Genomic DNA, 20,206 nt, shown 5'->3' on the forward strand with positions numbered 1-20,206 from the left:
TTACTTGCGTACTGCGATCGCTTCGATTTCGATGCCCACATCTTTTGGCAGACGTGCCACTTCAACACAAGAACGCGCTGGGTAGTGCGCCACTTTATGCTCATCAAAGAATGCGCCGTACACTTGGTTTACTGTGCCGAAGTCGTTGAGATCTTTGACGAATACGGTCATTTTTACAATGTCACCGACGGTTAGGCCAGAGGCTTCAACCACGGCTTTCACGTTATCCAGTGATTGGCGAGCTTGCGCAGCGATATCCGCAGGAATTTCACCCGTGGCTGGATTCACTGGGATTTGACCAGACGTCAGTACCATGTTGCCAAGATCAACACCTTGAATGTATGGGCCAATGGCTGCCGGAGCCGCGTCAGTATGCAGAACTTTTGTCATCTTTCTTATCCGTTAGTGGTTCGAAAATCGCTGTTCAGTTTGCCTGTAAAGCTTTGGTAGGTAAAGCGCCGAGCTCTCATTTATCCCTATCTTGCTGACAGCGGTTAAGCTTCGATTTCCGTGACCACATCGCGAGCAAACACTTTTTCGCAGTATTTGCATTTTAGGCGGATGTCGTTGTTCTTCTCAGAAAGCTTAAAGCTGCTTTCCACAGGCTCATTGTGTGAAATGCAGTTGCTGTTTGGGCAAGCAAACACATTGTTGATCCGCTCTGGCAGTTGCAGCGCCAACTTCTTCACCACTTCGTAGTTTTCAATTTGGTTTACAGTCGCGTGTGGCGCGTACAGCGCGAGTTTGCTGGCTTGCGCTTCACTGATGAACACATTTTCAATCTTGAGCAGATCTTTGCTGCCGAGGGCAGAAGAAGGCAGATTGAGGCCGATGGTGACACGCTGCGTGGAGTTGTGCATATCAAACAGCTTCAGCACTTTAATCCCCACTTTGGCGGGAATGTGGTCAATGACCGTGCCGTTTTTGATCGCTTCAACTTGTAATTTCGTCTCTTTGCTCATGATTGCTCTCCTTACAGCGATTCGTTCAAAACTAGAGCCAGCAAGGCTTCACGGGCATAAACGCCGTTTTCAACTTGCTCGAAATAGTAAGCGTGTGGGGTTTTATCTACATCAGTGGTGATCTCATCCACCCGTGGTAGTGGGTGCAGCACTTTCAGGTTGCTACGCGCATCACTCAGGTGAGCTGCCGTTAAAATATAGGCCGACTTGATGTGGGCGTATTCTGACTCATCGAAACGCTCTTTCTGTACTCGCGTCATGTACAGAATATCCAGCTCTGGGATCACGCTTTCCATATCGCTGAACACTTGGTATTTCACACCAGCTTCATCCAGCTCTTCACAGATATAATCTGGCATCGCTAGGGCTTCCGGTGCCACAAAGTAGAAGCGGTTGTTATCAAATTTAGCCAGCGCTTGTGCCAGCGAATGCACGGTGCGGCCATATTTTAAATCACCAACGAACGCAACATCGAGGTTGTCGAGACGGCCTTGAGTTTCAAAAATCGAATAAAGATCGAGCAGGGTTTGCGATGGGTGTTGGTTTGAACCGTCCCCAGCATTAATCACAGGGATGCCGTTAGAGAATTCAGACGCTAAACGCGCGGCACCTTCTTGCGGATGACGCATCACAAAAGCATCAACATAAGAGGAGATGACGCGTACTGAATCGGCTAGGGTTTCGCCTTTCTTCGCCAGTGACGTGTTGCCGCCGTTATCAAAGCCAATCACGCTGCCACCGATACGTTGGATTGCTGTCTCGAATGAGAGGCGAGTACGGGTGGAAGGTTCAAAGAAACAGCTGGCCACGACCTTGTGCTTGATCAGCTCTGGATTCGGTTGTGCCTTCAGTTGGCCTGCGGTTTTCACAATCAACTCCAACTCAGCGCGTGAGAGTTCAGCAATGGAGATGATGTGCTTTTGGTAAAGCGAATTCGCCATGATCGTCTTCCCTATATTTTCTAACAGCCATAAAAAAGCCCCCCATAAGGGAGGCTTTAACAAATCGATGAGGGGAAAAACAGTGAAGCCAGTAAGCTAATTTGCTTACTACGATGGACACTGCTTTGAGCTGCACTCTGTGCAAATTTCATTGGCTACCCCTCAGACAAACGCTCGGCATTATACGCCGAAAGGCTGTGAGCGCAAGCGATTACATCACAGAGTCAGGGATATTAAATCAGTGGCACGCTATTGGCCTAAAGTGGCGACCATCACCGCCTTGATGGTGTGCAGTCGGTTTTCCGCTTCATCAAACACAATCGAGTATTCTGACTCAAACACCTCTTCGGTGACTTCCAATCCTTGCATGCCGTATTTGGCCGCAATCTCTTGGCCCACTTTGGTTTGGTCATCATGGAATGCCGGTAAGCAGTGCATGAATTTGACCTGTGGATTGCCTGTTGCTTTGATGACATCCATGTTGACTTGATATGGCTTCATTAACGCCACCCGCTCATCCCACGCATCCGCCGCTTCGCCCATCGAAACCCATACATCGGTGTAAAGGAAATCACAGCCTTTTACGCCTTCTTGAACCTCTTCGGTCAAAGTGATTTTGGCTCCAGTTTGCTTGGCAATCTCTTGGCAGGTTGCCACTAAGGCATCGTTTGGCCAGTACGCTTTCGGCGCGACTAAGCGAATATCCATGCCCATTTTGGCTGCGCCCACCATCAGGGAATTGCCCATGTTGTTGCGTGCATCGCCAAGGTAAGCAAACTTCATTTCATGCAATTGTTTACCGCGTCCGTGCTCTTGCATAGTGAGAAGGTCGGCCAAGATCTGCGTGGGGTGAAACTCATCCGTTAAGCCATTCCACACTGGCACCCCCGCGTATTGTCCGAGCACCTCAACAATCTCTTGGCCGAAGCCACGGTATTGAATGCCATCGTACATGCGGCCTAGAACACGTGCGGTATCTTTCATCGACTCTTTATGGCCAATTTGCGAGCCAGAAGGGCCGATGTAAGAAACTTGTGCACCTTGATCAAACGCCGCCACTTCAAAGGCACAGCGAGTACGGGTCGATGACTTTTCAAAGATCAACGCAATGTTTTTGCCTTGCAGGGTTTTCTGCTCGGTGCCTGCGTATTTGGCGCGTTTTAGCTCGGCAGACAGATCCAGCAGGAAGTGGATCTCTTTTGGGGTGAAGTCGAGCAGTTTTAAAAAGTTGCGGTTACGTAAATTGAAAGCCATTTCCCTATCCTCGTTTGGCGATTCCAGTTGCGGCTAGTAAAGCATGAAAATGCTATAAAAGTGAATAAATATTTTAAATTAAATAAAGAAAAGGCAAGGGAGGATAGATTTTGTGAGGCGAGATGCACATAACATCTCGCCAAAAGTGATTATAAATTCTCTTCGGCGAATTCAGCCAAACGGCTGCGTACTACGCCATTGAGGTGGATGTTGGCGCTGCCTTCAAAGTTTTTGAAGCGCTCAACCATGTAGGTAAGGCCTGAGGTGACAGGGGTTAAATAGTGAGAGTCAATCTGCGCTAAGTTACCTGAGCAGACAATCTTGGTGCCTTCACCACAGCGGGTGATGATGGTTTTGATCTGCGAGGCGGTGAGGTTTTGACACTCATCGAGCAGCACGAAGGCGTTTTGGATTGAACGACCACGCATAAAGTTGATCGATTTAAACTGAATGTTGGCTTTATCGCAGATGTATTTGAGCGAGCCATCGGTACAGTGATCATTTTTATGCAGCGCTTCTAAGGTATCGGTGACGGAAGCGAGCCACGGCATCATCTTTTCCTCTTCCGTGCCGGGCAGGAAACCAATTGATTCGCCGATATCAGGGGTGTTGCGAGTAACGATGATTTTATCGAACATTTTGCGCTCGACGGTTTGCTCCAGTGCTGCCGCCATCGCCAGTAAGGTTTTACCACTGCCCGCCGCACCGGTCAGGATCACCAGATCGATATCCGGATCGAGCAGTGCGTCCAGCGCCATCCCTTGGTAGATATTTTTTGGGGTGATGCCCCACGCTTTGCGATGCATCATGCGTTCACGGCTCAGATCGCGCAGCGTCAATTTATCGCCATCGATGGTTTCGACCCGCGCGGCAAAGTCGCTGTCTTCATCAATGACATATTGGTTGAGGAAGGTTGGATCGAATGGTGCACGATCCAGCTTATGGAAGGTTTTGCCACCGAGCGTGTAGCTCGCGACATCTTCCACGCTGTCCCAAAAACTACCGGGACGAGTTTGAAAGCCCTTGGTCAGATATTGAATATCATCAATCAGTTGGTCGGTGCGGTAGTCTTCCACATACAACACGCCTGCACCTTTGGCGCGCAAACGCATGTTGATGTCTTTAGTCACCAGCACCACGGCGCGTGGTGTACGCTGAGCTTGCAGGTAAAGCACGGCATTGAGGATCCGGTTATCGCCCTCTTTGTCGGTAAAGGCTTTGACGGTTTCATCCAGTTCATAATCGGCGAGGATCGAGATGGTTCCTGTTGCGCCCTCTTGCTTAGAAAGCGGGATCCCTTCGGTGATTTCTTCGGGAGTGGCATCGTGGAATAAGTGTTCCAAAGCCCGAATCGCTACGCGTGCATCGCGCGCCACATCGCGTTTGCTGTCTTTGATTCGGTCAAGTTCTTCAAGAACGGTCATTGGGATGACCACGTCGTGCTCTTTAAAAGAGTAAATCGCGAGAGGTTCGTGGAGTAGGATATTGGTATCCAGTACAAACAGTTTCCGATCGGTATCGCCCATAAGCGGCTCCTTGCTACATGTAGCATGCTTTATCGTGGATGTTCACAAGCGGCCTGTAGGATCGTACGTTCAGGTGAGCGTTACGATCATTGTCGACTTGCTGCAAACCCGTGTTGATACTCTCTGTTTGAACTTGCAGGCTTTGTGCCAATCTTTTTTTGACACAAACACCGCGCCTTCAACCTGAGTATAGCAATCATCTTGTTAACAAATGCCACTCATTTTTGACAATTTGATGTCACCCAAAAGCTGTAGAAAAAAAAGCGCGTAACGGCGGGGAATGGGCGTGACCTGTATCACGCCATCAAGTAAGATTAGCGGCCTTTTTCTGCACTCAAAGCGGTCAGCATCCATAATAAAAAGCTGGCTGAAGTGAAGTGTAAAAATTCTCTGCAACGCTATTTGATGAGGTAGTCCATTCATGTCATTTGCTTTAGGGCAACGCTGGATAAGCGATACGGAAAGTGATCTCGGGTTAGGTACTGTGGTGGCGCTTGATGCGCGTACAGTGACCTTGATGTTTGCAGCATCGGAAGAAAATCGTGTGTATGCACGTTCAGATGCGCCGGTCACCCGTGTGATCTTTAATGTCGGCGATGTGGTGGATAGTCAGCAAGGCTGGTCGTTACAAGTTGAACAAGTGGTGGAAGACCAAGGCGTCTACACCTATCTAGGCACCCGAGTGGATACCGAAGAAAGCGGTGTCGCGCTGCGTGAAATTTTCCTCAGTAACCAAATTCGTTTTAATAAACCGCAGGACAAGTTGTTTGCCGGTCAAATCGATCGCATGGACAACTTCGTGCTGCGTTATCGCGCTCTAGCCAATCAATATCAACAGCACAAAAGCCCAATGCGTGGCTTGTGTGGTATGCGCGCTGGGCTGATCCCGCATCAGTTGTACATTGCCCATGAAGTCGGTCGCCGCCATGCGCCACGCGTATTGTTAGCCGATGAAGTCGGTTTGGGTAAAACCATCGAAGCGGGCATGATCATCCATCAGCAAGTGCTGACCGGGCGTGCCGAGCGCATCCTGATTGTGGTGCCTGAAACGCTGCAACACCAATGGTTGGTGGAGATGATGCGCCGTTTCAACCTGCACTTTTCGATTTTTGATGAAGAGCGCTGTGTGGAAGCCTTTAGCGAGGCCGATAACCCATTTGAAACTCAGCAGTATGTGCTGTGTTCACTCGATTTCTTGCGTAAAAGCCGCCAGCGTTTTGAACAAGCCTTGGAAGCGGAATGGGATTTATTGGTCGTCGATGAAGCTCACCATCTTGAGTGGCACCCAGAAAAGCCAAGCCGCGAATATCAAGTGATTGAAGCTCTGGCCGAACAGACTCCGGGCGTACTGCTATTGACGGCAACGCCTGAGCAGTTAGGTCGTGAAAGCCACTTTGCTCGTCTGCGCCTGCTGGATGCAGATCGTTTCTACGATTACGAAGCCTTTGTTAAAGAAGAAGAGCAATACGCACCCGTTGCCGATGCCGTTACTGCGCTGTTCAGCGGTGAGAAGCTGAGTGATGAAGCGAAAAACAAAATCACTGAGCTATTGTCTGAGCAAGATGTGGAGCCGCTGTTTAAAGCGTTGGAAAGCCACGCCAGCGAGGACGAAATTGCTTTGGCGCGCCAAGAGCTGATCGACAATCTGATGGATCGCCACGGTACTGGGCGTGTGTTGTTCCGTAACACGCGTGCGGCAATCAAAGGCTTCCCAGTGCGTAATGTGCATTTGCTGCCATTGGAGATCCCTTCTCAATACACCACGTCAATGCGTGTTGCGGGCATGCTCGGCGGTAAACTGACGCCAGAAGCGCGCGCGATGAAAATGCTCTACCCGGAAGAGATTTTCCAAGAGTTTGAAGGTGACGAATCAAGCTGGTGGCAATTTGACTCACGCGTTAACTGGTTGCTCGAAAAAGTCAAAGCCAAACGCAGCGAGAAGATCCTCGTCATCGCTTCACGTGCCAGCACCGCGTTGCAGCTAGAGCAGGCCTTGCGTGAACGTGAAGGCATTCGCGCAACGGTATTTCATGAAGGCATGTCGATTATTGAGCGTGACAAAGCCGCTGCTTACTTTGCCCAAGAAGAGGGCGGTGCGCAGGTGTTGATCTGTAGTGAAATCGGCTCCGAAGGTCGTAACTTCCAGTTTGCGAACCAATTGGTGATGTTTGATCTGCCGTTCAACCCAGACTTGCTGGAGCAGCGTATCGGGCGTTTGGACCGTATCGGCCAAAAGCGTGATATCGATGTGTACGTGCCGTATTTGACCGAAACGTCACAAGCGATTTTGGCGCGTTGGTTTCAAGAAGGTTTGAATGCCTTTGCGGAAACCTGTCCAACGGGTCGTGCGGTGTACGATGCCTTCGCTGAGCGTTTAATCCCAATTCTGGCCGCTGGTGGCGGTGAAGAGCTGGAAGTGATCATCGAAGAGTCAGCCAAGCTCAACAAAACACTGAAATCGCAGCTGGAAGTCGGGCGTGATCGCTTGTTGGAAATGCATTCTAACGGTGGCGAAAAAGCGCAGCAGATTGCCGAGCAGATCGCGAAAACCGATGGCGATACCAATCTGGTGACGTTTGCCTTGAGCCTGTTTGATGCGATTGGTCTGCATCAGGAAGATCGTGGCGAGAATGCTCTAGTGGTCACTCCTGCCGAACACATGATGGTGCCAAGCTATCCGGGCCTCCCTTATGAAGGCGCCACCATTACCTTTGATCGTGACACCGCACTGTCGCGTGAAGATATGCACTTCATCAGTTGGGAACACCCCATGGTGCAAGGTGGCATTGATTTACTGATGAGTGAAGGGGTGGGCACTTGCGCGGTGTCGCTGTTGAAAAACAAAGCACTGCCAGTGGGTACTATCTTGCTGGAGCTGGTGTATGTGGTGGATGCCCAAGCGCCGAAACGCAGTGGCATCAGCCGCTTCTTGCCTGTCTCGCCAATCCGAATTCTGATGGATGCGCGCGGTAATGATCTCTCTTCGCAAGTGGAGTTTGAAAGCTTTAACCGTCAGCTCAGCCCAGTGAATCGTCATTTGGCCAGCAAGCTGGTGAGTTCAGTACAGCATGACGTGCATCGTTTGATTACGGCAAGTGAAGCGGCGGTTGAACCGCGAGTGAGCGCGATTCGTGAACAAGCGCAGCGTGATATGCAGCAGAGCCTTAACAGCGAGTTGGAGCGTTTGCTGGCACTCAAAGCGGTTAACCCGAACATTCGTGATGAAGAGATCGAAGTGCTGGAGCAGCAAATCAAAGAGTTGACTGGCTATATTGCGCAGGCGCAGTATCAGCTGGATTCACTGCGTTTGATTGTGGTGGCACACAACTGATGACGTAGGCCCTCAAAACGAGGGCCTTGTTTTATTCCCCGTTGGCGACATTTTGCGTATATAATGCGCCGTTTTTTGTGATACGAGACGATAGCGATGGCAATGACTGAGTACAATCCACCCAAGGAACCGTGGATTGATGTGATTTATGAGGATGAACACATCATCGCAGCCAACAAGCCTTCTGGTTTGTTATCTGTTCCTGGGCGACCTGTTGAGCACTACGACAGTATGTGGGCTCGTTTGGTGGATTACTGCCCTGATGTGAAGGTCGTCCACCGTTTGGATATGTCGACTTCTGGGCTGATCCTGTTTGCGAAAGGCAAACATATGGAATCGGCGTTGAAGAAGCAGTTCCAGTATCGTCTCACTCATAAAATCTACTATGCCCGCGTATGGGGTGTGATGGAGCAAGATGAAGGCGAAGTGAATTTGCCGCTGTGTTGTGATTGGCCAAACCGCCCGAAACAGAAAGTCTGTTTTGAAGAGGGACGTGATTCTCTGACCCGCTATCAAGTCGTAAAGAGAGAAGAGAAAACCACAGTCGTACGCCTTATCCCGATCACAGGACGCTCTCATCAGCTACGTGTGCACATGCAATCGCTCGGCCATCCGATTGTTGGTGATGATCTTTACGCTCCACAAGAAGCTGTCGAGTTTGCCGATCGTCTGCAACTGCACGCTGCGGAGCTCTGTTTCTACCATCCACGTAGTCATTGGCTGCGCACTTTATTTGTCCCTTGTGACTTCTATCCCGAAGCCGAGGAGCAGATTTTGCAGCATTTCGATCCTGAGCGAAAATTACCGGACTATAAAAAGCTATCCCAAGACTAATATTATTGTGGGTAGCGGATAATCAGACCCGGAGTCAGCATGTCACTACCCACTACTTCTTTGCCTACGGTCGTTTTTCTCGACCGCGCGACCATTCCGCGCCATATCCCCTTACCTGCTCTGCCTTTTGAACACCATTGGGTTGAGTATGATGCTTGTGAGCCTCACCAAGTGGTTGAGCGCCTCTTAGCGGCCGATATCGTTATCACTAATAAGGTGGTACTCACCCGTGAAATGCTGGTTCAGTTGCCTAAGCTCAAGTTGATCGCCATTTCTGCCACGGGCACCAACAACGTCGATTTGCAGGCGTGTAGTGACCTGAATATCGCGGTGTGTAATGTGCAAGGCTATGCCACGCGCTCCGTACCAGAGCATGTGATCGCCATGATGTTTGCTCTAAGACGTAATCTTATCGGTTATCACAATGATATTGCGGCCGGAGAGTGGCAGCGCCATAAGCAGTTCTGTTTTTTCACGCATCCTATCGGCGATATTGCGGGCTCCACCATGGGCATTATCGGCAGTGGTGCATTAGGACAAGCGACGGCGAATTTAGCGCGCGCATTAGGTATGCATGTGCTGTTTGCTGAACGTAAAGGTCAGTTGGAATGCCGAGTAGGGTACACGTCATTTGAACAAGTGCTGGCGCAATCCGATGTGTTATCCCTGCACTGTCCGCTAATGGATGAAACGCGCAATATTATCTCGGAAGCGGAATTGGTGCAGATGAAGCCCAATGCTCTACTGATCAATACTGGGCGCGGTGGTTTAGTGGATGAACAGGCGCTGGTAGATGCGCTGAAAAGACGTCAAATTGCTGGGGCTGGGGTGGATGTGTTTAGTGTCGAGCCTGCGGATATGGATAACCCACTGATTGCCAACCGTGATCTGCCCAATCTTCTGCTGACACCGCATGTGGCGTGGGGCAGTGATTCCTCGATACAACAACTCGCGACTATCTTGATCGACAACATCAGTGCATTTATGCGTGGTGAAGCGAAAAATCGAGTCGTCTAGCGGCAACATCATCGCTAAAACAAAAAGGCAGCGAAATCGCTGCCTTTTTTATCGACTTTTTGTATGGAATGCTTGGCTTACAGCGCAGCGATGGTCGCTTTCTGCTGTTCAAGCTTCACCAGCGCTTCTTGGTAACCCGCGAGCTTTTCACGCTCTTTGGTGATTACCGCTTCTGGTGCTTTTGCCACGAAACCTTCGTTACCTAGCTTGCCTTCGATACGCGCAATTTCACCTTGCGTCTTAGCAATCTCTTTGGCCAGACGATCCAGCTCAGCGTCTTTATCAATCAGACCTGCCATTGGGATCATCAGCTCAGACTTACCAACCAGTGCTGTTGCACACGCAGGTGTCGCTTCGCCATCCGCCAATACACGAATGCTTTCTAGCTTGGCCAGTGAAACCAGCACTGGCTTGTTCGCTTCGATACGCGCGGCATCTTGCTCATTCGCCGCTTTCAGCATGACTTCCAGAGGCTTACCTGGGTTGATGTCGTACTCAGCGCGCAGGTTACGGATGCTAGTGATAAAGGCTTTCACCCACTCAATATCATCCAAGGCTTCTTGGTTGAAGTTGGCCGCATCGTACTGAGGTAGTGCTTGCAGCATGATGGTGTCGCCTTCCACGCCATCGACCAGTGGCTTAACACTTTGCCAGATGGTTTCTGTGATGTAAGGGATCACTGGGTGCGCCAAACGCAGCGTTTTCTCTAGTACGGTGATCAGCGTGCGACGGGTCGCGCGTTGCTGAGCTTCGGTGCCTTTCCAAAGAACCGGCTTAGTCAGCTCTAAGTACCAGTCACAGAATTGGTTCCAGATGAATTCGTACAGCGTGTTGGCTGCCATATCCAGACGGAAGTTATCAATGTGACCATTGAACTCTTTCGCAGCCAGCTCGAACTGTGATTCGATCCACTTGTCGGCCAGCGAGTATTCAAGCTCAGCACCGGCTGCAAAACCGCAATCTTGCTCTTCGGTGTTCATCAGCACGTAACGGCTTGCGTTCCACAGCTTGTTACAGAAGTTACGGTAACCTTCTAGACGCTTCATATCCCAGTTGATGTCACGACCGGTTGAAGCCATAGCCGCTAGAGTGAAACGCAGTGAGTCAGTACCGTAGGCTTCGATGCCGTTTTCAAACGTCTTACGCGTGTTTTTCTCGATCTTCGCTGCCAGTTGTGGCTGCATCATGTTGCCGGTGCGCTTCGCGACCAGAGACTCTAGATCAATACCGTCGATCATATCGATAGGGTCAAGCACGTTACCTTTCGATTTTGACATCTTGTCGCCGTTTTCGTCACGGATCAGACCCGTTACGTACACGGTTTTGAACGGAACTTGTGCTTTGCCATCTTCATCTTTACAGAAGTGCATGGTCATCATGATCATGCGCGCAACCCAGAAGAAGATAATGTCAAAACCCGTTACCAGAACATCGGTTGGGTGGAATACGTTCAGCTCAGGCGTTTTTTCTGGCCAGCCTAGTGTTCCGAAGGTCCACAGTGCAGAAGAGAACCAAGTATCCAACACGTCATCATCTTGACGAAGAGCAACATCCGCCGCGATGTTGTTTTCTGCACGCACTTCTTCTTCGTTACGGCCTACAAACACATTGCCTTGCTCGTCATACCAAGCCGGAATGCGGTGACCCCACCACAGTTGGCGAGAGATACACCAGTCTTGAATGTCACGCATCCAAGAGAAGTACATGTTCTCGTACTGTTTTGGTACAAATTGAATATCGCCATTCTCAACGGCTTCAACCGCTGGTTTCGCCAGAATACCAGCGCGAACGTACCATTGGTCAGTCAGCATTGGTTCAATCACCACACCACCACGGTCGCCGTAAGGAACCGTTAAGTCGTGATCTTTGATTTCTTGCAGTAGACCCAGTTGTTCAAATTCCGCCACGATCGCTTTACGTGCAGCAAAACGCTCCATGCCTTGGTATTTCGCTGGTAGTTCGCCGCTGTAAACATCGCTTGCTTCACCTTTGGTGTTAAACACTTCTGCCACATCACGGATGTTGGCATCAAAAGTGAAGATGTTGATCATCGGCAGGTTATGGCGCTTGCCGACTTCATAGTCGTTGAAGTCGTGCGCAGGGGTGATTTTCACACATCCCGTGCCTTTCTCCATATCGGCGTGCTCATCGCCCACGATAGGGATGCGACGACCGACGATCGGCAGAATGATCTCTTTACCAATCAGATCTTTATAACGAGGATCTTCTGGGTTAACCGCAACACCAGTATCGCCGAGCATGGTTTCTGGACGTGTTGTCGCAACCACGATGTAATCTTTACCATCTGCCGTTTTCACGCCATCCGCCAGCGGGTAGCGGAAGTGCCACATGTGACCTTTGGTCTCTTTGTTTTCCACTTCCAGATCGGAGATCGCAGTGTGCAGTTTTGGATCCCAGTTAACTAGGCGCTTACCGCGGTAGATCAAATCATCTTTGTAGAGACGCACAAACACTTCTTGCACGGCTTTGTAGAAGCCATCATCCATCGTAAAGCGCTCACGATCCCAATCGACAGAGGCGCCAAGACGACGTAGCTGCTTAGTGATGGTACCGCCAGATTCTGCTTTCCATTCCCAAATCTTGTCGATGAACGCATCACGGCCGTAATCGTGCTTAGTTTTGCCTTCTTCTGCAGCGATCTTACGCTCAACCACCATTTGAGTGGCGATACCCGCGTGGTCAGTACCCACTTGCCACAAGGTATTTTTGCCCTTCATACGCTGACAGCGGATCAGAGTATCCATAATGGTGTCTTGGAAGGCGTGACCCATGTGCAGGCTGCCTGTGACGTTCGGTGGCGGGATCATGATGCTGTACGCGTCTTTTGATGTGTCACCGTGAGGCTTAAAGTAGCCTTGCTCTTCCCAAGTCTTATACAGATCTTGTTCGATTGATGTTGGGTTGTATGTCTTTTCCATAGTGCTCTTTAATGGATGCTGTGATGGTTAATTCAGTCTATCGCTATAAGTGAGTTCTCTTGGATAAGAGAGCTTAACTATAAGGATGGACGGTTATGGATATTGAATCTCAACAGTTTGCAGCTGATAACCTGCTTGTCGATAGAGTTTATACCGCTCGCGCGCCAGCTGCTTGGCATTTTCTGCGCAGGGCACGAAGTCTACCACCTCGGTAAAGGTACGCGCAAAGGTTGTCTGATTATCCGCCAAATTTATTGCCAGTTGACGATTCCAAGAGGGAGAAACGCCCACATAACCTATCTCAATCGCGGTACCGGATTTGGGACCTTCACCGACCAGATTGTGCGCTAAAAACTGTTCGGGTTCGATTTGCCAAAATCGCTCAGCTAGCTGCTCGGCGTGTGGTTTATCTTGGCATTGCAGATAAATGCGTGCGCCTTGCGCGGCAAAGTGACGCGTCAAATACAGCACGTACTGCGCGAAGCCTTCTGGTGTTGCTTGAGCAGAATCTGGAGAAATCAGGTAAAAAGTTGCGGTTGGCATCTTGGTCTCTTGCAAACAATCACCACGCCTGTGGCGGTAGTTGAGGTCTAGTAATGAAAAAGGGCCCGAAGGCCCTTTTGCGATTACTCTTCAGCGTCTAGGCCACCGCTGCGATTAAGCAGGAATTGGACTAGTAGTGAGACAGGACGACCGGTTGAGCCTTTCGCGGCACCGGATTTCCATGCAGTACCTGCGATGTCTAAGTGTGCCCAGTTGTATTTCTTAGCAAATTTAGACAGGAAACAAGCTGCAGTAATGGCGCCACCTGGGCGGCCACCAATGTTTGCCATATCGGCAAACGGGCTCTTGAGCTGCTCATGGTATTCGTCTGCCAGAGGTAGACGCCATGCGCGATCGCTCGATTGCTCAGAGGCATTCACCAACTCATGTGCTAGTGGGTTGTGGTTCGACATCACCGCGCTGATGTGATGGCCTAAAGCAATCACACACGCACCGGTTAGCGTTGCAACATCGACCACGCATTCAGGCTCAAAACGCTCAACGTAAGTCAGTACGTCACACAAAACTAAACGACCTTCTGCATCGGTGTTTAACACTTCTACGGTTTGACCTGACATCGTCGTCAGAATATCACCCGGACGGTAAGCATTGCTGCCTGGCATGTTTTCACAGCCAGCCAACACACCAATTACGTTAAGTGGTAGGCCGAGTTTGGCAATGGCTTTCATGGTGCCGAAAACAGATGCTGCGCCACACATGTCGTACTTCATCTCATCCATACCTTCACCCGGTTTGAGTGAGATACCGCCTGAATCGAAAGTCAGACCTTTACCCACCAATACGATGGGTTTGGCTTCAGGATCTGGATTGCCTTTGTATTCGATGACCGACATCATGGATTCATTGCGTGAGCCACGACCGACCGCGAGGTAAGAAGCCATGCCGAGCTTTTCCATCTCTTCTTCACCAATGATTTTGGTGGTGATGCTCTCGTAATCGTCAGCCAGACGACGAGCTTGAGAGGCGAGGTAAGCCGGGTTAGCGATGTTGGGCGGCATATTACCTAAATCTTTACAAGCTTTTACACCTGATGAAATAGCCAGACCATGGGTAATCGCGCGTTCACCAAGATTCAATTCACGGCGAGTGGGCACGTTGAATACCAATTTACGCAGTGGGCGGCGGATTTCTGGTTTTACGCTCTTGAATTGATCAAAGATGTACAGACCATCTTTGGTGGCTTCAACCGCTTGGCGCACTTTCCAATAGGTATCGCGACCTTTGACGTGCAACTCGGTCAAGAAGCAGACTGCTTCCATAGAGCCAGTTTCATTTAAGGTATTGATGGTTTTCTGAATGATCTCTTTGTACTGACGTTCACCCAGTTCGCGTTCTTTACCGCAACCGACGAGCAGTACTCGCTCAGACAACACACCGGGTACTTGATGCAGCAGTAGCATCTGCCCCGGTTTACCCTCTAGATCACCGCGACGTAGCAGTGAACTAATATAGCCGTCGCTGATTTTATCAAGCTGTTCTGCGACTGGAGAAAGGCGACGTGGTTCAAACACCCCAACAACGATACATGCGCTGCGCTGTTTCTCAGGGCTGCCACTCTTAACACTGAACTCCATGCGTACTCCTACATCCTGAAGACAAATAGAACTAAATGGTAGATAATGCGCTCTTACTTGCTGGATCCCATCTAGGATCGACCTTTTGCATGCGCAACCTAACCGTTAGCGAAATTATTCAAAAAATAAAAGGTTCATCGGGAAATTATAGTGATTCAATCAAAAAAACAAGTTTTGCATAGGTAATTTCAGCGTGATTATTGTTAGATATTTGATCCGAGAAACAATAAAAAGCCAGTTTGCGATCTTCTTCGTGCTGTTTTTAGTGTTTCTCAGCCAGAAATTTATCCGTGTTTTGGCGGATGTCTCTGACGGTGAAATTCCTACCAGCATGATCTTATCCATCGTTGGATTGAATATGCCGGCAATGGGCTTATTAATGCTGCCACTTAGCCTGTACATCGGTATTCTGCTTACTTTCGGCCGTTTGTATGCGGAGAGTGAGATAACCGTGATGAATGCGACTGGGATCGGTAACAAATTTTTGATCCGTGCCGCCTTATATTTGGCTTTGATTACGGCTTCTGTGGCGGCTTTTAATGCGCTGTGGCTCGCGCCTTGGAGCCAAGATAAAGAAGCTCATTTAATGGAGCAGTTTGCGGCAGAAAACAGTGTCGATCTGCTGCAAAAAGGCCACTTCCAACGTTCGCCAGATGGCTCTTCGGTGGTGTTCATCGACAATATTGAAAATCGTAAATTGTATAACGTGTTTGTGGCGCAGTTAGCACCACGAGATTCGATTTTACCCAGCGTGATGTTTTCTCACTCGGGCGATGTTAAAGAGCTGAGTGATGGCCGTCAGATCATTACTCTCTATGACGGCACTCGCTATGAAGGCGTACCTACCCGAGTCGACTACATGATCACTAACTTCGACTCTTACGACGGCTTGATCGGCCAACGTGAAGTGAAATCGGCTGAACGTGATTGGGAAGCTCTGCCAACCTTAAGCTTGCTCAATAATGCGGATCGCCGAGCACAAGCCGAATTACAATGGCGAATCTCTCTCGTAGTGTGTATTCCACTGTTGACTATGTTGGTTGTCCCTCTTTCCGCGGTGAACCCTCGTCAAGGACGTTTTGCCAAAATGGGACCCGCTATTTTGATCTATTTGACTTATTTCCTTGCGCTCAGTGCGACCAAATCAGCGATTGAAGATGGTTCACTGCCGGTTATCATTGGCTTGTGGCCAATTAATGCCGCACTGCTGTTGGCTGCGCTGATGGTCAATACCTTGGATAGCATTCCAGTGCGCCGTCTTAAAGATCGATGGAAACAGAGAAAGGTAGCTTAAGTCGTGTTTAAAATTCTTGATTGGTATATCGGCCGCACTATTGTTGCTACAACAGCCTTGGTTTTGGTTACCTTTGTTGGCCTCTCTGGCATCATCAAATATGTTGAGCAGCTCCGTAAAGTGGGTGAGGGAAGTTACGATTTATTGCAAGCCTTGCTGTTTGTGGTGCTGAGTATTCCTCGTGATGTGGAAATGTTTTTTCCGATGGCGGCTCTATTGGGCGCATTGATTGGTTTGGGGGCGTTAGCTTCCAGCTCTGAATTGGTGGTGATGCAGGCTGCTGGTTTTTCTAAGCTTGATATCGGCCTTTCCGTTCTTAAAACCGCCATTCCGCTGATGATTATTGTCACCTTGCTCGGAGAGTGGGGCGCACCACAAGCGCAAAAAATGGCACGTGATATGCGCGCATTTGCCACCTCGGGTGGTGCGATTATGTCGGTGCGTACTGGGGTTTGGGCACGGGATGCGAATGATTTTATCTTTATCGCCAAAGTTGAAAACGAACAGTTGTATGGATTGAATCTGTGGCGCTTTGACGAAAATAAAAAACTGAGTACGGTGATTTTTTCTGAGCAAGTCGATTACGTTGCTAACAATGAATGGCTGATGAAAGATGCAGTATTGACACGTTTGGTGAATGACATCGAGATCAGCAAAGAATCGTTGCCTGAGTACCGTTGGCGAACCTCCCTTGCTCCAGACAAACTTGCCGTAGTGACGGTTAAGCCGGAAGAGCTATCTCTCACAGGCTTAAGCGATTACGTGCATTACTTAAAAGCATCAGAGCAAGACTCATCGCGTTATGAGTTGGCTTTGTGGCGCAAAGTGACTCAGCCGATCTCGATTGCGGTGATGATGTTGATGGCGTTGTCGTTCATTTTTGGCCCATTGCGTAGCGTCACCATGGGGGCGCGGATTTTATCTGGCGTCATTGCCGGATTTACTTTCTACATCTCAAGTGAGTTTTTTGGCCCACTCAGTTTGGTGTATGGATTACCGCCATTGTTTGGTGCGCTAGCGCCAAGCTTAGTTTTCTTGGCCATCGCGTTAGGGCTATTGGGTAGGAAGCTATAACCCCCAATGTCCCCCAAAATCTTATTTTGGTCAGAGTGGCAATCTCAAAATCAAAAGAGGAAGGTGAATACCTTCCTCTTTCTATATTGCTTATCGAAGCGAGTTAATTAGCTTTCGGTAACACAACGACCTTTGTTTTAGCCCAGATATCGTGAAAGCCACGTTTTTTCGTATCAAACAACACAGTCAAGTTGGCAAGCCCAAAACCGGATGTTGCTAAACGGATCAGCGCTTGTGTAGCTGAGATGTGGTGACCTTCCTCAGTGCAAATGTGCATTTTCCATGCGCGCATACCTAGCGTTTGTCCGCCGCGAGTCCAGAAATAAACAAAAAAAGAGATCCAAACCAAGGCAAGATAAACGGTATACACTGGACTCCAAATTGGATGAGAAGAGAGAAGATCGCTCGCATCTTGATACGGTGCGTAGCTCATGAGCCCTGCTGCCACCAAAGCTTCAAGCACTGCGACGACTACGCCGCCAGCCATCATTAGAATTGCCATTACGATCAGTGCGTCGTAGGTCCATGCCCCTAAACGCCGAAAGAAACCAGCGGGAGGAAGTGTCGCGTAGTTCATCATTATCATTCTTGGTTACTTTAAAGAGGCCAAGCATAGCCAGTGCAAAATCCGAAAGAAAGAGAGCTAACGCACAGCTTAAGGCTTTGTGGTGAAATAATCGGCAAACGATTTTATTTTCAATCTTTTGCTATTGCGTGCTTCGACTTCTTACGTATAATGCGTTCCATCAAAGGGCAACAGCCTAGATGCCGATGTGGTGAAATTGGTAGACACGACGGATTCAAAATCCGTTTCCTTCGGGAGTGACGGTTCAAGTCCGTCCATCGGTACCATAATTTAAAGAAGCCGACTCAATGAGTCGGCTTTTTGCTATCTGTCATATTCATATCCGCTTTCGTGATCTAACAACCTTCATAGCAATCAGACTGATGCAGTTATTATTAACTTCTTCTATCATATTCGGGTTATTCACTCAGATGTAATCAAGATTGTGGCAAGCATTAAAATCACGGTAGATAGATTGCAACCCGGGCTCTACATTCGGTTGCCTGTCAAATGGAATGAACATCCCTTCCTATTCAATAGCTTTAAGATCAAATCACAAGAGCAGATCCAACTGATCAAGCATCTTGGTATTCAGCACGTTTTTCTCAATCCGGGATTAAGCGATAGCCAGCCTTTACCGCCAAGCGTTGAAGAGGCAACTCCAGAAGAGGCTCTACCTCCGGTTGATAGTGAAGCGGAAAAGCTATGGCAGGAAAAGCAAACACGAATAGAGAAGCTCAACGAATATCGACGTCGAGTACAAACTTGTGAGAAAGAGTTTGAACGTTCTCTTGCTCGTATGCGTGCGGTAGTGAATAAAATTCGTAACCGCCCTTTAGATGCCGTCGGCGAAGCCATCATATTGGTCGATGATATCGTCGACAAATTGCTGAGTGATGATAATGTCACCTTGCATTTAATGAACAGCAAAAGTGAATTTGAAGATATCTATTTTCACTCTTTAAACGTGTCAGTCATTGCCATGATGATTGGTAAAGCGAGAGGCTTGCCTGCAGAAAGAATCAAAGAGTTGGCTTTTGCGGCGCTATTTCATGACATAGGCAAAGTGAGAGTGCCAACGGCGATCGTACGTAAAAAGACCCCATTAACGGAACCGGAAGAAAACTACTTACGGCTGCATACCAAATACGGCATAGAGTTGGCCGATAATATAGAAACGTTTCCTGAAAGTGCTAAACGCGTCATCGAACAACATCACGAACTGCGAGATGGTTCAGGCTATCCACTCGGCCTAAAAGGGGATGATATTGATGAGCTTGCGCAGATTGTGGCGGTAGCGAACGCGTTCGACAATCTTTGCCACCCCAATATTCCTTCGGAACAAAAGATCCCGTACGTTGCTTTGTCTCATCTATTTAAGAATTGTAAGCATCTTTATAACGCGGAGAATTTAGGCATCTTAGTTAAGTTCATGGGGGTGTTCCCACCAGGAACTGTCGTACAGCTCTCTAATGATATGGTGGGGTTAGTCATTTCAGTGAATGCAAGTAGCCTCTTGTATCCGAATGTACTGATTTATGATCCCTCAGTCCCGCGTTCTCAAGCGACGATAATTGATCTTGCAGACCGAGATCTGAAAATCGTCAATGCCATTTTACCGAACAAATTACCTGATAAGGTTCGTGATTATCTTAACCCGCGTTCACGGATCTCATACTTCTTTGACAGCGAAGAGTAAAAGAGATCCTTTTAGAGCATTTTGAGATTGAATGGCGCTTAAATCGCGTCATTTTTATGAGAGAAAGAGTGATAAATAAACGTCTTGTCGGTTTTGTGTTCGAACGAGCGTGTTTTAAGAAAAATTTGTGATTAGGGACTTGCATAAAAAAAGCAGCTCCCTATAATGCGCCCTCACTGACACGGCAGACGTCACAAGGCCTCAAGGCTAGTCAGTGAGGCTAAAACGCTTCTATGAAGAAAGTTGAAAAAAGAGTTTGACTCTGACAATTATCTCGCTAGAATGCACAGCCTCTTCGGCAAGAAAGCCGAAGCAAAACGCTCTTTAACAATATAAACCAATCAATCTGTGTGGGCACTCGTTGATGATAATCAAAAAAGATTTATCAATGAACTGAGTGACCATTTGAATGAGCAATCATTCAGCACAGTCAATTCACTATCGAAAGATAGTATCAGTATTCATTGAGCCGAAGCGAAAGCTTCATAAAACTTTTAATTGAAGAGTTTGATCATGGCTCAGATTGAACGCTGGCGGCAGGCCTAACACATGCAAGTCGAGCGGCAGCACAGAGGAACTTGTTCCTTGGGTGGCGAGCGGCGGACGGGTGAGTAATGCCTGGGAAATTGCCC

General features: G+C 48.7%; 15 protein-coding genes, 1 tRNA gene and 1 rRNA gene. 8 read left to right on the forward strand and 9 right to left on the reverse strand.

Going from position 1 to position 20,206, the window contains the following annotated elements; genetic code table 11:
- The 5 genes from T411_RS0112475 to T411_RS0112495 all read right to left on the reverse strand — a co-directional run bounded on the left by T411_RS0112475 (position 1) and on the right by T411_RS0112495 (position 4,683).
- Positions 1-390 (reverse strand): RidA family protein, encoded by a 390-nt coding sequence (locus tag T411_RS0112475; protein WP_000170058.1) that lies wholly within the window; start codon positions 388-390, stop codon positions 1-3.
- A gap of 104 nt (positions 391-494) precedes the next feature.
- Positions 495-962, reverse strand: coding sequence for an aspartate carbamoyltransferase regulatory subunit (pyrI, locus tag T411_RS0112480; protein WP_000032505.1), 468 nt, complete (start codon positions 960-962; stop codon positions 495-497).
- 11 nt (positions 963-973) lie between these two features.
- Positions 974-1,903 (reverse strand): aspartate carbamoyltransferase, encoded by a 930-nt coding sequence (pyrB, locus tag T411_RS0112485; protein ID WP_000013845.1) that lies wholly within the window; start codon positions 1,901-1,903, stop codon positions 974-976.
- A 249-nt stretch (positions 1,904-2,152) separates the two neighbouring features.
- Positions 2,153-3,157 (reverse strand): ornithine carbamoyltransferase, encoded by a 1,005-nt coding sequence (gene argF, locus T411_RS0112490; RefSeq protein ID WP_000885252.1) that lies wholly within the window; start codon positions 3,155-3,157, stop codon positions 2,153-2,155.
- 149 nt (positions 3,158-3,306) lie between these two features.
- On the reverse strand, positions 3,307-4,683 hold the full coding sequence (locus T411_RS0112495; RefSeq protein ID WP_000502884.1) for a PhoH family protein: 1,377 nt from the start codon (positions 4,681-4,683) through the stop codon (positions 3,307-3,309).
- A 421-nt stretch (positions 4,684-5,104) separates the two neighbouring features.
- Between T411_RS0112495 and rapA the strand changes: the two genes are divergently transcribed.
- From rapA to T411_RS0112515, 3 genes are all read left to right on the forward strand, one after another.
- Complete coding sequence (rapA, locus tag T411_RS0112505; protein ID WP_000006481.1) at positions 5,105-8,014, forward strand: RNA polymerase-associated protein RapA; 2,910 nt, start codon at positions 5,105-5,107, stop codon at positions 8,012-8,014.
- Positions 8,015-8,110: 96 nt separating this feature from the next.
- Positions 8,111-8,848, forward strand: a complete 738-nt coding sequence (locus T411_RS0112510) for a pseudouridine synthase (protein WP_001251800.1) — start codon at positions 8,111-8,113, stop codon at positions 8,846-8,848.
- Between the two features lie 39 nt (positions 8,849-8,887).
- Positions 8,888-9,865 carry a D-2-hydroxyacid dehydrogenase gene (locus tag T411_RS0112515; RefSeq protein WP_000056887.1) on the forward strand — a complete coding sequence of 326 codons (978 nt, stop codon included), beginning with the start codon at positions 8,888-8,890 and terminating at the stop codon, positions 9,863-9,865.
- A 77-nt stretch (positions 9,866-9,942) separates the two neighbouring features.
- Here T411_RS0112515 and T411_RS0112520 read toward each other — a convergent pair whose 3' ends face one another.
- The 3 genes from T411_RS0112520 to pepA all read right to left on the reverse strand — a co-directional run bounded on the left by T411_RS0112520 (position 9,943) and on the right by pepA (position 14,942).
- Positions 9,943-12,804: a valine--tRNA ligase gene (locus T411_RS0112520; RefSeq protein ID WP_000416442.1), complete on the reverse strand. Its 2,862-nt coding sequence runs from the start codon at positions 12,802-12,804 to the stop codon at positions 9,943-9,945.
- A gap of 93 nt (positions 12,805-12,897) precedes the next feature.
- Complete coding sequence (locus T411_RS0112525; RefSeq protein WP_001141706.1) at positions 12,898-13,347, reverse strand: DNA polymerase III subunit chi; 450 nt, start codon at positions 13,345-13,347, stop codon at positions 12,898-12,900.
- A gap of 83 nt (positions 13,348-13,430) precedes the next feature.
- Entirely contained in the window at positions 13,431-14,942 is a 1,512-nt protein-coding gene (gene pepA / locus T411_RS0112530) for a leucyl aminopeptidase (protein WP_000397172.1), read from the reverse strand.
- A 193-nt stretch (positions 14,943-15,135) separates the two neighbouring features.
- On the opposite strand from pepA, the gene lptF reads away from it, so the two are divergent.
- Complete coding sequence (gene lptF, locus T411_RS0112535; RefSeq protein ID WP_000587734.1) at positions 15,136-16,236, forward strand: LPS export ABC transporter permease LptF; 1,101 nt, start codon at positions 15,136-15,138, stop codon at positions 16,234-16,236.
- A gap of 3 nt (positions 16,237-16,239) precedes the next feature.
- Entirely contained in the window at positions 16,240-17,310 is a 1,071-nt protein-coding gene (gene lptG / locus T411_RS0112540) for an LPS export ABC transporter permease LptG (RefSeq protein WP_000472779.1), read from the forward strand.
- Positions 17,311-17,413: 103 nt separating this feature from the next.
- Here the strand turns inward: lptG and T411_RS0112545 are convergent, their stop codons facing one another.
- Positions 17,414-17,887: an RDD family protein gene (locus T411_RS0112545; protein ID WP_001104964.1), complete on the reverse strand. Its 474-nt coding sequence runs from the start codon at positions 17,885-17,887 to the stop codon at positions 17,414-17,416.
- Between the two features lie 190 nt (positions 17,888-18,077).
- On the opposite strand from T411_RS0112545, the gene T411_RS0112550 reads away from it, so the two are divergent.
- From T411_RS0112550 to T411_RS0112560, 3 genes are all read left to right on the forward strand, one after another.
- Positions 18,078-18,162 (forward strand) — tRNA-Leu (locus T411_RS0112550).
- 158 nt (positions 18,163-18,320) lie between these two features.
- A complete protein-coding gene (locus T411_RS0112555) occupies positions 18,321-19,574 on the forward strand; it encodes a cyclic di-GMP phosphodiesterase (RefSeq protein ID WP_012034291.1) in 1,254 nt (417 codons plus the stop codon).
- Between the two features lie 495 nt (positions 19,575-20,069).
- Positions 20,070-20,206, forward strand: a 16S ribosomal RNA gene (locus T411_RS0112560); the annotation flags it as partial.

The sequence above is a fragment of the Vibrio cholerae ATCC 14035 genome (assembly GCF_000621645.1).
GTDB lineage: Bacteria > Pseudomonadota > Gammaproteobacteria > Enterobacterales > Vibrionaceae > Vibrio > Vibrio cholerae.

Excerpts from the sequence above, each read along its gene's own strand:
- pyrI (WP_000032505.1), bottom strand. The coding sequence starts at position 962 with ATGAGCAAAGAGACGAAATTACAAGTTGAAGCGATCAAAAACGGCACG.
- T411_RS0112545 (WP_001104964.1), bottom strand. The coding sequence starts at position 17,887 with ATGAACTACGCGACACTTCCTCCCGCTGGTTTCTTTCGGCGTTTAGGG.
- rapA (WP_000006481.1), top strand. The coding sequence starts at position 5,105 with ATGTCATTTGCTTTAGGGCAACGCTGGATAAGCGATACGGAAAGTGAT.
- pepA (WP_000397172.1), bottom strand. The coding sequence starts at position 14,942 with ATGGAGTTCAGTGTTAAGAGTGGCAGCCCTGAGAAACAGCGCAGCGCA.
- argF (WP_000885252.1), bottom strand. The coding sequence starts at position 3,157 with ATGGCTTTCAATTTACGTAACCGCAACTTTTTAAAACTGCTCGACTTC.
- T411_RS0112515 (WP_000056887.1), top strand. The coding sequence starts at position 8,888 with ATGTCACTACCCACTACTTCTTTGCCTACGGTCGTTTTTCTCGACCGC.
- T411_RS0112510 (WP_001251800.1), top strand. The coding sequence starts at position 8,111 with ATGGCAATGACTGAGTACAATCCACCCAAGGAACCGTGGATTGATGTG.
- T411_RS0112520 (WP_000416442.1), bottom strand. The coding sequence starts at position 12,804 with ATGGAAAAGACATACAACCCAACATCAATCGAACAAGATCTGTATAAG.
- T411_RS0112495 (WP_000502884.1), bottom strand. The coding sequence starts at position 4,683 with ATGGGCGATACCGATCGGAAACTGTTTGTACTGGATACCAATATCCTA.
- pyrB (WP_000013845.1), bottom strand. The coding sequence starts at position 1,903 with ATGGCGAATTCGCTTTACCAAAAGCACATCATCTCCATTGCTGAACTC.
- T411_RS0112475 (WP_000170058.1), bottom strand. The coding sequence starts at position 390 with ATGACAAAAGTTCTGCATACTGACGCGGCTCCGGCAGCCATTGGCCCA.
- T411_RS0112525 (WP_001141706.1), bottom strand. The coding sequence starts at position 13,347 with ATGCCAACCGCAACTTTTTACCTGATTTCTCCAGATTCTGCTCAAGCA.